Origin of the sequence: Kiloniella majae, assembly GCF_002118315.1 — a bacterium.
Classification (GTDB): Bacteria; Pseudomonadota; Alphaproteobacteria; order Kiloniellales; family Kiloniellaceae; genus Kiloniella; species Kiloniella majae.
Window position 1 is genome coordinate 760,319 of sequence record NZ_MTSZ01000001.1, and the last position, 14,202, is coordinate 774,520.

A 14,202-nucleotide genomic window follows, 5' to 3' on the forward strand; every position below is an offset into this window, starting at 1 on the left:
AGATGAGCAAAACAGACTTACCAATTCTGGAACAGCGCCGGATAGAGGCAAATATCATTAAACCAATCTATGATGAAATGGTTGCCGAAGTCGGTGCTGAACGAGCTAAGTCAATTTTGAAAAATGCCATTGTTAAAAATGCAATCTCACACGGCAAAGCCTATGCAGACACGCAAGAAAAAGACACATCGCTGTTAAGTTTTCACGCGCTGTTGCCACAATGGATGGCAAATGGTGCGTTAGAGATTGATGTCCTTCAGGAAAATGAAAACAACGTGGATTATAACGTAACGCGTTGCCGCTTTGCTGAAATGTACGCCGACATGGGATTAGGCGAAATCGGTCATATTCTATCCTGTAGCCGGGATGGAACCTTTTGCACGGGCTATGACCCTAAAATCAAACTAGACCGTAGCCAAACCATTATGGAAGGCGCAAGCCATTGTGACTTTCGCTATCACTACAGCTCAGATAATGCCAATCCAAATTATGATGGCCCAAATCATAACGGCCCAAGCCACAAAGATAGTGGCGATGACAAGGACACCTAAAAATTAGGCCTTGAAGCAACAGGTTTCTCTATTGCTTCAAGGCCATTACTTACCACCAGATATATCACTGGCACATATCACCAGATATCAGAAGTTAATCTGCCTGGAATAATTACCCCAACACATCCAGACTATCTGAATCCAACAGCGACTTAATAGCATCCAGTTCAGAAGTTCCGCCGTTGAGCAGGTTCACATTATCCAGTTCGATAACAACGTTATCCCCACCCGGTAGCGCCCCATTACTATCAACGGTAATGGTTGTGTCTGACCCATTGGTAGAAACATTAAGGTAATCGTTCAGTGCAGCAGCCAGTTCAGAATTATCTGTCGCAGCAGCCAGTGATCCGTCATCCATTAACAGCTCGCTTAGGTCCAAAACGTCACCTTGGCCAGTATTAAAGCCGACAATTGTATCGGTACCGTCTGCATCTGCGCCAGAGAACTGGTATGTATCTGCACCTGATCCGCCGTTCAGTATATCATCACCGGCACCACCAATCAGAAGATCATCACCACTTTCGCCGGACAGGATATCGTTACCAATACCACCGATCAGCGTATCTTCGCCGTCACCAGTCCACATTCTGTCGTTTCCAGCACCACCATCAACGGTATCATTGCCAGACCCATTATAGCGATCATCAAAGGTATCATTACCACCTCCTAATGAAATTTCGTTATCCGTAGCACTACCATAAACGTAATCTCCAAAATCAGTTGCGACCAGATTATCAATACCTTCAAGGCTTTCATCGCTGACCAGCTCTTTAGAAAGTCCGACTTTGCCTTTAATCTCAGAATTGTTCGCACCACCCGAAGGTGCATTGGCACCGCCAACCGGACCACCGTCATAATCCAGAAATGCCTGAATTCCGGCTGTTGCAGTTGAATAGTCAGCATTGGCACCATCCACAACCAGACTTAATGTACTGGATGCCGTATCACCGTCACCATCTGTAACTTCATAGGTAAAGACATCTGTGCCTGCACCCTGTTCTTCTGTGGTAAAGCTAACCTGACGTACAAAGTAATCAGATGAATCGCCCCGGCGGCTACCGCCATCAGCATAGTCAATTGCATCAAATACCAGATATTGGAACTTAACACCCCCGGTATCAATTGTCGCAGTACCTACATTGCTGCCGTTGTAATCAATTGTTGGGTCATTCAGAATACCAGACGCAACCTTGTTGCCGTCGGCATCATAGGCAGTCCACTGTCCCTGTTCGCCCTTGCTCTCTGTTTTATAGAGGTTAGAAACTTTAACAGTGGCTGATGTTGCATCCGCTTGCAGATCAATAACCAGCTTTTCACTTTCACCAGTTACCGCGTCATGATTGATCTGAGTAGGTGCAGGCGATCCACCGGATACACCAATACCGCGACTACCAAATGTTACATTTGCGCCTGTGCTTGCCAAAGCATCAAAATCAGGCGTGTCGCTCATGCCATATGCATATAGTTTAACATCACCCCAATCACTGCTACGACCACCCGTTCCCGAGCGACCAACAGAAAAATTACCACCAGCCTGATAGCCTGTCGCCGTATAGGTATAAGCACCATCTGCGGAAATCTGTAGCGTACCGTTCGTGCCAACGATCTCTGTCACACCATCTGCAGCAACAGCATGTTCTTTACCGTCAAAAGTAACCGATGTAATCGTCCCACCATCCGCACCAACACCGTCGTTATCAAGAACATTACCTGTTACTGATGTATTTGTACCCGTACCCGCCAAGGTTTCACTATCGGCAACAGCAACGGGAACATCATCTTCAATTGTTACTGTAACCGCAGTTTCAAGAACAACCTCGTCACCATCAGTATCAAAGGCTTTGAAAGCACCTGAAATATCAAGATCAAGCGATTGCCCATCATCATTGGCAGGGGTATTCGGTGTGTGATCAATTTGATCTTTAAGGGCAAAGTTAAAATCGTCACCATCTTTGGTTAGCTCAAAAATAACGCGCTCACCATCACCAGAACCTGTGACACCCTGAACAGCAATAACCGTACCCGAACCATCGGTAATGACTTTATAGCTTACGGCTTCACCCTGAGAGGTTATACCAACCGGGCCAGCGATGTTTTCGTTAAAATCAAAACCGCCCAGACCATCTGTTCCGGCATCAACCGTGGTTGCCAAAGCTTCGGCAGTAATCGTAATTTCAGTTGTCTGACCTTGGCCAGTTTCAGCATTCGCCCCTTTTAAGGCATCTTCGTGAACTTCAACATTAACAGGTGCCACAGCATTATTAACCGGCACACCATTTAATTCTGCCAGAGTTTCTTCGTCGCCATCATCCAACAAATTAAAATCAAGCTCAGTACGGCCTAATGTGTCCTGTGCGTCCAGTAGATCAACAAGATCACCCGTCTCATCATCATACTGACTGCCGCCGCCACCTTGTGGTCCAGCACCTGCACCTGCTGCTGTTTCCAATGTTTCTCCGGCGTTTAGTGCTTGTGCCTGACCAATCAAAAGACCAGCGGAAAGTTCAACACCACCGATAATTAGAACCGGCGCATCAGCACCTTGCGCTTCTTCAACCAGGTTTTCAAAAATGATCCGACTATCGGAAGCACCATCGCCATTACGATCAAAGGTCAGAACAAAGTCATTACCTTCGAGAACGGGGGTTGCACCAGATGCGTCAAAATTCAGGTTGGCTGATTGCCCTTTGGTAAGCGTAACCGTTGTCGTCTCGCCCGCATTCGGAACCGTTACATCAACAGTTGTTGCCGCTTGACCAACAAGCTGATCGCGACCAGCTTCGCCAGAAACATCACCTGTAGGTTTATCAGAGACAATTTCGCTTGCAACTTTAGTCAACATAATCACCATTATCTAAATTCATAACATAGCTCTGGTTGTACCCAAGACCTTAAATCAACAGGTCAAAAAGAGCTTTTTTGCACCTATACATCATAGCTGGAAATACAAATTTTTGATAGAAAAACATCTTAAAAGCCTACACAAATATGTATGATATAAATTTAATAATTATTTTATTTTTATCTTTAATTTTAAATAGTTAGTAAAAATGACCATTTAGATAAAAATTGATGTAAATACATTTTAAATTCAAAAATAATTTCAGATAAAATCAATCTTTTTATCGCAATTTTTTTTCAATTGTTTGGCGTATGTTTTTGGACCAAAAACAATCCTATACAGCCCCATACCAGAAAACAGATCAAATGCCTTTTCATTGAATTTTCACAACGTGGAGAGAGTGAAATGGAAGGTATCTCTGTCATTTCACAGATAAATGGTTTTGTACTATTAGAAGAAAGCACCTTCATCCAACATAGGATGGGAATGATCATCAATGAGCATCTGACCACTCCAGATGGCTATAAAAGTATAAAAGGCGCTTTGTTACAATCTGTCATAGAATAAAAAGAAATCATAATATTAATGGATACATTTATGACCATGATCAGACCTATAAGATAATTGAAGAGATCGAGGCTCTATTACCTTTGAGTATAACTCGATCCTCAGCTGGGCAAATCCTCAGCGGCCTTATCATCGCAATCCATTTCTACCTCGCTATCTTTCAGACCGTTGCGATCACACGAGAAATACGAGTAGCCAAGCGTGCAAATTTACTCGAACTCAAAGGCAGCAAACATTCCCTTGCCAATCCTCTGTGCTATTCTCTGACAAAAAATTCCAAATCACTTTGTTAACAGCCACATAGATACAAAAAAAAGCCCCGGACAATCAAGTCCGGGGCTTTTTAATTCTTCGCAGAACAAAGATCGTTACAATTTACTCTACAATCAAATTATTTGCATCAAGCAAAGATTGGATCGCATCGTGTTCTGAAATCGAACCACCAGAGGTGAGATCATTATTCTCAAGCCTGATTGTTACATCGCTATCAGAACCAGAGCCATCTTGATCTATGGTAATTACTGTTGTCGAACCATCCTGACTGATTGACAGATAATCTTGCAGAACTGTTGCTGTCGCATCGCTATCAGCACCAGCGGCAAAACCTGTAAGAAGTTCACTCAGATCAAGAGCATCACCATCAGACGCTTTAAAATCTCGAACAGTATCGATATCACCAACAGTATCAGCTTTGAAGACAAAGGTATCAGAACCAGAACCGCCAGACATACGGTCATTACCTGAACCACCGATCAAGATATCATTACCAGCTTCACCTGACAGGTTGTCATTGCCAGTACCGCCGATCAGGATATCTTCTCCATCGCCGGTCCACATGGTATCGTTACCAGTACCGCCATCAACACGATCATTGCCTGAACCGTTATGACGATCATCAAAAGTATCGTTACCCGCACCAAGTAGAACAATGTTGTCTGCCTCGCTACCGTACACATAATCTCCGTGATCAGTCGCAACCAGATTATCAATGCCATCAAGCGTGCCGTCTGCTTCTCCAAAGAGCCCAGAGAACCCATCAGCAGGTCTGCTTCCTGGTGCATTAGCACCACCCACAGGACCATTATCATAGTTCAAGAATGCCTGGATGCCTTCACCACTATCTGAGAAATCAACAGTATTATCAGCATCAACAGAAACACTAAATGTACTGCTGGATTTATCACCGTCACCGTCTGTGATTTCATAGGTAAAGACATCATCACCACCGGCTTCACTTGCAACCAGACTTACATTATCAATGTAGGCCCCAAATGTGTTCGCTGTTCCGGCACCTTTAAAGGCCAAGACTGTATCAGCAGCCCCTGTTCCTTTAACAACAACGGTAATCGTTCTCCAACCATTAGCCAAACCGGTTGAGTCAATCTCTTTGACCTGAACCCCATTCCAGAACACGTTCATGCTACTGCTATCAGCAGCGCCATCACCTGGACGTGGAGAGTAAGAGAACGTCAAGGTATAGTCCTGCCCCTCTTTGGTTCCAGCTACAACTTGTTGAACAGTGGCATTAGGATTGCTACCATGTCCATCAAGTTCAACCTTGGCAGTACCATCTTCAGCTTCCAATCCACCAAGTTTACCAGAACTGTTCTGAACTTCGAACTTTGATCCGTCACCCTTTGTCCAGCCCTCAATACTGTCAAATGTTCCCCATCTGCCATTACCAAGGCCATGGCCATTTTCAAAACTACCATTCTGGATCAAGTTAGTATCATCATTCTGGAAAGCTTCGTAGCGAAATTCACCATCAGACGAAATCGTCAATTTACCATGATCGCCAATAATGACAGTCTCAACAGATGTAGAAACTGCATGTTCGTCACCTTCAAAAGTTACCTTGGTAACCTTAGCACCATCAGCACCCTGAGTATCATTATCAAGAACATTGCCCTCAACAACATCATCACCATAAGCAATGGCAGACGCGGTATCCGCAACGGCGATAGGTTCGTCATCTACGATATTCACACGAATATTTGCAGTCGCCGTATCACCATCACCATCGGTCACTGTATAGAACAGTTTATTCAGGTTGATATCTTCGTCGTGCGACCCTTTATTCGGATGTTCAACACCACGGTATTGAACGAAATAAACATTAGCACTTTCTGAAGATGTAGAATGCGACATGTAGGCAACAAAAACAATTTCACCGCTATCCAAACGCCCTACGACGGTGTTTTCATCTTCGCTAAACAGCTTGATATCTTGATCTGTCGCTGCATCTTTCAAACCGGATAATTCGCCAGTATAGGCATTGCCGTCAGCATTTGTCAGATCAACTTTTCCGCCAATTTTGTCTTTACCAAAATCAAAGGAAAGGCTCTCTTTAGCCGCTGAAATCGGATCTCCATCAACAAGATCAGGGAAATCATTTGGCAGATCTCGGAAGCGGATCTCATCTGTATTGCGCTGACGTCCAGATGTTTCATCAGTATAAACTGCATCTGCCTGGGCAGAAGGACCATCATCATCAATGTTGATTGTTGCAACTGCAGAAGCCGTGTCACCATCACCATCGGTCAATGTCACATTGAAACCAAGCGCAAGCAGGTCATCATGATCCGCAGGTGTAGATCCATCCTGATCGTGATCAAGCTGACGATACTGTGTGAACTCGTATTTACCGTTAGTCGTATCAAACACGAAGGTATAAACAGCATCACCGCCAGTTGTTTCCGCTTCAATTGTAATAAAGCGGCCATCAGCAGAAGTAGAAGTTTCCGTTGTGACGGTTTCTGTTGCTGATGTAACACCCGTTGGGGCCTCAACATTAAAGCTATGACCAACCACGTCGGTTCCAACATCAAATGTCATTTGACCGACGGCCACACCACATCCATCAACAGGGTCAGCACCCGTCACCTTAACAATTAAGTTTACATCATTGTAATCCCCATCACCTTTAGGATTACGCAGATCTTCCCAATTTTGGTTGCCGGGATACGTGTTGTTCACAACATGCGAGGAACCATCCGGGTTCAGACCAGAGTTAGAGAAATAAGCAGGCTCTTGGCTACCAGAAAGAGCATCAGTGCCTTTATAAGCAACCCACTTGCCGCCTTCAAATTTGAAGGTAACATCATCACCAGCCGCAAGGCCTGAATTTTGATTATCACCATTCGGGATCAAGAAGATACCAACGGTGGCACCCTCTGGGTAATCAGCTTTGTTAAAGGTAACAGAGGTAGAAGTCAGATCGTGCGCGTCTGGCTGAATAATTTTGCCACCGATAGGATTGCCGTCAGCATCGGAAACATAGTATCCGATCGTGTTATGGAACCCTGCAGAATCGCGCCCGGCATCAGCAACATCAATTGTTACGGTCTCATCAGCACCAAACAGGCTGTATGTACCATAAAGTGCGTCACTTTCATCCATCGACGCAGATGAAGTTTGGATTGATGGGCCATCATCTTGAACAGTTACAGTAACGCTCTGAGAAGCTGCATCACCCTCGTCATCAGTAACTTTGTAAGCAAGTTCGAATGAGAATGTATCATCATACTCACCTTCGTCACCGTCACCGTCTGTAGAGTGATCGATCTGCGCATACTGTACGAAAGTAATCTGACCAGTATTGTCCCCATCATTCAACGTACCGTCAATGTGAAGGGCAAAGACTATTCCACCGTTCGAAGTCACCCCCCAAACAACCTGTGGATCAGTTGGGTCCTGCTGCAAAGAAACAACTGAGCCAGCTGATTCCATACCGTTAAGATTCACGCTGGAAAGATCAAATTCAATGGCTTCCTGCTCATCAGTAGCAGCATTGTCATTCGCAAGATCAGAGTTATTTTCCTCATCATTTGCGCCATCTGTTTTCAGATCATAATGAATAGCATTTACCGCCTGACCGATTGCCTCGGGAAGTGATCTTGGCGGAAGAATAATCTGCTCGCCTTCTGTTACAGAAGCAAGGGTTGGTTGCTGCGGCACACCAAACATGCGATTAAAGCTATCTGTGATATCACTTGGAACATCGATTTCTTCATCATTTTCGCCACCATTCACATTCCCCTTACCATCATCATTAGCAGTTCCAGGTGTTTCATCGTGAACAAGCGTTACGGGTTGAAGTTCTGGTGCATCTTCGGCCACAGAAACATTTACAATAACAGTATCTGTAACCGCTTGATTATTCTCATCAACAGGTGTTCCATCAGCGTCCGTCAACTCATCACCAGAAGTCGCATTGCCGACTTCTGTTGCAACAGCACGAATTGAAATATTAGCATCACCATCTTTGTGCAATTGACCATTGGCAAGACGTTGATCTGTCCAGTCATTTGGACTGAAGACAACATTTGTGGTTAATGTGCCGCTTCCATCATTATCAGAATCAAAGTTGCCGCCATCATCTACGTCATCGTTTTCTTTATCAACCTTTTCGGACACGTCGATGATATAGCGAACAAAGTTGTCACCGCCTTGTTCGCTTTTTAACGGCTGGAAAGGTGCTTCGTCATCAGAAGGATCAACATCAGTAATTGCAAACTGAAGGGCAGCAGGCCATTTAGAAGTATCCGTAATAGGATCACCAAGCACCGCTTCACCATCTACAAAGGTTACTTCCCTGACAACATCCCCATCGACTTGCCATATTTTTGCACCACTTATCTCGTGGATGCTCCAGTCTGTAGGCACACCATCCAGAACCAGTTCATGAACTTCTGAATCATCAGCATAGTCCGGGAAAGTAACCGTTACAGGTAATCTGATATCCGCATTATCAGCATCTCCCTCGTTTCCGGTTTCACCCTCTCTATCGGCGCCCTCTTCCTTAATTGAAACGTCCTTCAGGCTCTCTGTCTGACTTCTTAAATCATCACTATTATTACCATCTTCAAAAGTTGGTAAATCAGCGGCTGCATCAACAATAGCAACCGATGTTGCTGGAATTGACGCGCTTTCGCCAGAATCAGGATCTGAAATATTTGCCGTTGCATTCACGGTAATGTCAGCATCGGAATGTTCTGGTGGGCGAATAAAGACAGCATCAAAATCTTCTGGATTAATCGTAACCGGGAAAGAGCCTGTAAAGAGGTCCCCCGCCTCACTTCCGCCGATATATAGCTCAACACCTTCAGGCAGAGCTTCAATTACAACAGAATCAAGTGTTTCGTTATCAGCAGGGGTAAAGTTAAACTCAACCTGCATTGGGAATGTACTTTCATCGCCCAAATGCTGATTTGGCTGCCAGTCTTCAAAACCGCCAGAGAAAGTACCGGAAACAAAGTTTTCTTCGTCACCTTCATCAGGAACTTCAGTTTGTACTGTCAAAAATGACAGTTCAAATACTCCTTCGGCCGGATCAGTGATATCACCACCATCAGCAAGTAACTCAAATTCCAGACCAGTACCACCAAGTCCTTGCTGCGCTTGTAACAAATCAATAATGTCACCAAGATTTTCATCATAGGTGCTACCGCCACCGCCTTGTGGGCCAGCGCCTGCGCCAGCTGCGGTCTCTAGCGTTTCACCTTCGGCAAGGGCTTGGGCCTGACCAATCAGAAGGTTGGAAGAAAGTTCGATACCACCAATAACAAGAACAGGCGCATCCGCACCCTGTGCGTTTTCAACCAGATTCTCAAAAACGATACGACTGTCGGCGCTACCGTCACCGTTACTGTCGAAGGTCAGAACAAAGTCATTGCCTTCCAGTACCGGGGTTGCAGCTGTCGCATCAAAGCTCAGAGTTGCTGTCTGACCCTTCTCAAGAGAGATGGTTTTGGTTTCACCACCTGCAGGGGCTGTTACCTCAAGAGCAGAAGCAGCCTGCCCAACCAGAAGATCTTTGCCTTCTTCTCCAGAAACAGTTTCGTTACCTGTATTTGTCAGACCATCAGTCATATGTGAGAACCCCGTTCGATATTTCGTCAAAACAGGCTGTCACAATTTAATCCGGCAGCCTGTAAGAAAACTAATAATATTGGCATCAACTATATAGATGATTGGAAAAATCGCAATCGCGTTATCTTGAAAAACTATAGTAATATGTATGATTTTTATATTGATTATATAGCTTATTTATTTTTAATTTTATACACTTATCGGAATCGGGTTATTTCTGGTGCACAAAAATACATGTTCCCTAAATTGTTTATTTCCTCAAAGTCTGAATATCATTATCTTCAACTCAGAGAATATAAGCACAACACATAAAGCATACATAAAAAGCATCGGGGGCCTGAATACATATGAAAACTATCGATTATTATTATTCAACACGGTCTAACTTTACCTACCTCGGTGCTGCCCGCTTGAATGCGCTGGCACAAAAATATAATCGCAAAATTATTCATCGCCCGATCATCCTTTCGATCACGATGCCTGCCATTGGCGGCCTCCCCTTTGATAATCGTCCGACGATGTTACGTAACTACGCCATGAATGATGCGCTACGTTGGGCAGAATATCTCGGCATTTCTCTCCAGCGCGAACCCATCCACCACGATGGCCCTGTAGAGCTCCCTTCTGGTATTGTTATTGCCGCTCAACGCGCAAAAGAGCGTGAAGAAACGGGAGACCTGAATTTACTCAGCCTCAAGGTTGTGGAAGCCCTTTGGCGGGATGATCGTGATATCGCTGATGAAGATGTAATAGTAGAACTTTGCGAAAGTGCTGGTTTTGAAAACCTGCCAAACCTTATCAAAGAAGCGCTGTCGCCCGAAGTTCAAGCTGAACTGCAGCGCAATTGTCGAGAAGCCATTATGCGCGGTGTCATTGGTGCCCCAACATACTTTGTTAATGGCGAGAACTTTTATGGGCAGGACCGACTGGACTTTGTCGAACGTGCGATTCAAGGTTAACAAGACAAACTCCAAAAAATAAAACAAAGCCCGCGTCAGGTCGGTGTTTCCAATCGTGGGCGCCAGTCTTCCACTTCAAGGCGAGACAAACGCTTGTGGACCAGCGCTTGCCAGTTTTCTGCCAGCTCTTTCAATGATGCCAGTGCCTGCAAATTTTCCCGATTGAGAGTGTCAACATAGAGGACATTCTGAATACGTGCCAAATTCCAATCTGGATTAGGTTGCTCGATCAAACTTAATACATCACCTTGCTCAACACTTCCTTCTTCCAGAACACGATAATACCAACCCGTGCGACCAGTTTTCTGAACAAGCGCCGCCATTTTGGAAAAAGAAAAGCGGACATTCAGTTTCCAGCAAGGCTGACGTCCCTGCGCAACCTGAACGGTCGCAGACCCAAAGCGGAAGACGTCTCCGATGCAAACATCCTTTTCCTGCAATCCTGATGTCGAAATATTTTCGCCAAACCCGCCAACCTTCAACACATCAGGATTGATATCCGGGTATTCAGAAAGCCAAGTTTGATAATGATCACGCGTATAGTGGTGCAACGATTTTTCCGGCCCACCGTGATGTCTTGGATCAGCTTGCTCATCATCAACAAAGCCCAGCTTTGTAACTTTCAGCACACCAGACACTGATTTCTTCGCGATAGCACTTGGCTGCCCCTTTGGTCCAAAGGGCACAGATTTTCCCGTTAGAATATTCTCAAGAATATAATTCTGGTTGACCATAAACAGGATCTCAATTCTGGATATCAAATAATATAAGGCAGGATTAAAACTTATCCCAAAGCTCCTCATGAGAAGCAAGATCAAACAAGGGCCTGGAAAATCATTCCAGGCCCTTGTTTGATAGTATCACTATTCTAATGCTGCTCTTAGGCTATTCGGATCAGGAGTTCTTAGCGGGTTCCGTATCCGTAAAACGAACCGGTTTCCCCTGTGGATCACCAATCAACTCACCATCTTTCATGACAACAGTGCCACGGATAATTGTCGCCATCGGCCACCCCTTAACCGTCACACCTTCGAAAGGAGACCACCCGCACTTATAGGCTAGCCAATCTTTGCTGATGGTTTCTTCCTTGTTCATATCAACAATCGTGAAGTCGGCATCAAAGCCACAAGCGATGCGCCCTTTCCCCGCGATATTATAAATACGTGCCGGACCTGAAGCCGTCAGATCAACCAAACGTTCAAGCGACAGATTGCCCTTGTTCACATGATCGAGCATTAAAGGCATTAACGTTTGCACGCCCGGCATGCCCGATGGGGACGCAGGGTAAGGCTTTTGTTTTTCTTCCAGTGTATGAGGTGCATGATCTGATCCCAGCACATCAACAATGCCCGTGCGAATACCTTCCCATAAACCAAGACGATGTTCTTCATCCCGAATTGGTGGATTCATCTGGGCAAAGGTACCAAGTTCTTCATAACATCCCGGCGCACTGAGCGTCAGGTGTTGCGGCGTGGTTTCAACCGTCACCAGGTCTTTGTTTGCCGCAAGAATTGGCATTTCATCCTTACTTGTCACATGCAACACATGGACACGGCGACCTGTCTGGCGAGCAAGACGACAGATCCGGGTTGTGGCCAGGACAGCCGCTTCCGGGTCTCTCCAGACTGGATGCATCGTCGGCTCCGCACCGTCACGGACGAGGGAAAAACGTTCTCTAAGGCGGTTTTCATCTTCTGCATGTACCGGGCAGCGACGTGTTCCGTTTTTCAGAACCTCAACCAACAATCCCTCTTCTTCGACCAGTAGGCTTCCGGTTGAAGAGCCCATGAAGATCTTGATCCCGGCACAGCCCGGAAGCTTTTCAAGCTCGCCAAGTTCATCCACATTCTCTTCGGCAGCCCCGATAAAGAAAGCATGGTCGGTCCAAGCTCTGTTTTCACAACGGGCCAGCTTGTCAGCAAGCTCCACAGGACCAAGGGTATTAGGATTGGTATTCGGCATCTCAAAGATGGCAACAATACCACCCAACGCTGCAGCAGCGGTACCGCAAGCCAAGTCTTCCTTGTGCTCCAGTCCGGGTTCGCGAAAATGAACTTGAGTATCTATGGCCCCGGGCAGAACATGTTGTCCTGTCGCATCATATTCATCTCTGGACGTTGCCCCATCTAGATTACCGAGAGCAACAATGCGCCCGTCCTTCACACCGACATCAATTTTCTCGGTTCCGTTCGGTGTAACAACATCACCGCCCTTAATGATCAGGTCGTAGCTTTCGCTCATGAAGCAATCCTTTTTTCTTGCGCTAATAGTTTCTCAAAGAGATCAATGTAGTTTTGTACACATGCCTCTTCTGTATAGTCTTTCCTGTAAGTCTCAAAACCAGCTACCGACAGGCGCTCGGCCAAGCCTTCCTCATCTATAACCCGGGAAATCGCCGCTGCCATCCCCTTATAATCATCAACAGGTACCATAAGTGCATCATGATTGTCAGCGGCCATCTCTTCCGGTCCGGCTGTCCGCGTTGTCACCAACGGCGTTTTTGTGGCCCAAGCCTCGATCATAACAGAACCAAAAGGTTCGAACCGAGAGGGGAAAACACAAATATCTGCCGCCGCCAATAATGCCCCGCGATCATTGCGCCAACCCAAAAAGCGGACACGATCCAGTACACCAAGGTCTTTAGCCAGGGTCTCAAGCTCTTCACGAAGAGGCCCTTCACCCGCAATCCATACATAGGGGCGGGTTTCTATTTCCACCGCACGCAACAAGATATCAAAGGCTTTGTTTTCATGCAGTCGTCCCAAAGACAACAGGACAGTCGCATCATCAGGTGTATTCAGATCCGCTCTGGAAGCTGGGGCCGCATCAACCTCAACAGAGGCAAAATTGGGGACGTGGTGGGATTTTTCCGCAGGCCATCCAACTGACGTCAAATAATCCACGATATCCCGAGTATTACCGATCAGATGATCACAATTTTTATAGTTCTTGAGCTTATAGTACCCCCCCAAACGGGCAATGTGCAAAAAATCACCTTTTGGGCACAAGGACGTGGCCCTGTTCATAAAGGTCATGACCACATCAGGCCTGAATTCTTTGATTTTCTGCTTTAGTCCTTTTTTGGTCTTAAAATCAAAAAGCTTACCAAAGGGAAGAACAAGCGTCTCGATACCCGCAAATTTAAACAGATCAACACGATTATCGTTTTGTCGAAGAGCAGCTTGAGTTTCAATACCTGCACGATGGAGAGCCAGTGTTATATGTATATAGAAGGTTTCAGCTCCGCCTTCGCCCCCTGCGCCCAAAACCAATAGGACCTTCACCTTGTCGGTTCTCCCCGGTTAAACCCTGATACCTGATTCGCCCAATCATTTATGAGCATGTACTCAAGATGAAAGCTCAATAATTCAGCCTTCTCTTTACCCTAGATCTCAATAAAAACAAACTTTAA

7 protein-coding genes are annotated in these 14,202 nt (G+C 45.6%); 2 read left to right on the top strand and 5 right to left on the bottom strand.

Going from position 1 to position 14,202, the window contains the following annotated elements:
* Positions 1–2: 2 nt before the first annotated feature.
* Positions 3–551, top strand: a complete 549-nt coding sequence (locus BKB51_RS03685; RefSeq protein ID WP_085899733.1) for an L-2-amino-thiazoline-4-carboxylic acid hydrolase — start codon at positions 3–5, stop codon at positions 549–551.
* 112 nt (positions 552–663) lie between these two features.
* On the opposite strand, the gene BKB51_RS03690 is transcribed toward BKB51_RS03685, so the two are convergent.
* Positions 664–3,393 carry a type I secretion C-terminal target domain-containing protein gene (locus BKB51_RS03690; protein ID WP_125911776.1) on the bottom strand — a complete coding sequence of 910 codons (2,730 nt, stop codon included), beginning with the start codon at positions 3,391–3,393 and terminating at the stop codon, positions 664–666.
* Positions 3,394–4,335: 942 nt separating this feature from the next.
* Positions 4,336–9,831: a DUF5801 repeats-in-toxin domain-containing protein gene (locus tag BKB51_RS03695; protein WP_085899735.1), complete on the bottom strand. Its 5,496-nt coding sequence runs from the start codon at positions 9,829–9,831 to the stop codon at positions 4,336–4,338.
* Between the two features lie 347 nt (positions 9,832–10,178).
* Here BKB51_RS03695 and BKB51_RS03700 point away from each other — a divergent pair, with 347 nt between their 5' ends.
* A complete protein-coding gene (locus BKB51_RS03700) occupies positions 10,179–10,790 on the top strand; it encodes a 2-hydroxychromene-2-carboxylate isomerase (RefSeq protein WP_085899736.1) in 612 nt (203 codons plus the stop codon).
* Positions 10,791–10,825: 35 nt separating this feature from the next.
* On the opposite strand, the gene BKB51_RS03705 is transcribed toward BKB51_RS03700, so the two are convergent.
* From BKB51_RS03705 to BKB51_RS03715, 3 genes are all read right to left on the bottom strand, one after another.
* Positions 10,826–11,524 carry an MOSC domain-containing protein gene (locus tag BKB51_RS03705; protein ID WP_085900200.1) on the bottom strand — a complete coding sequence of 233 codons (699 nt, stop codon included), beginning with the start codon at positions 11,522–11,524 and terminating at the stop codon, positions 10,826–10,828.
* A 160-nt stretch (positions 11,525–11,684) separates the two neighbouring features.
* Positions 11,685–13,031, bottom strand: coding sequence for a dihydroorotase (locus tag BKB51_RS03710; protein ID WP_085899737.1), 1,347 nt, complete (start codon positions 13,029–13,031; stop codon positions 11,685–11,687).
* Positions 13,028–14,074, bottom strand: a complete 1,047-nt coding sequence (locus tag BKB51_RS03715) for a glycosyltransferase (protein WP_125911777.1) — start codon at positions 14,072–14,074, stop codon at positions 13,028–13,030. The genes BKB51_RS03710 and BKB51_RS03715 overlap by 4 nt, the downstream gene beginning before the upstream one ends.
* Between the last annotated feature and the right edge of the window lie 128 nt (positions 14,075–14,202).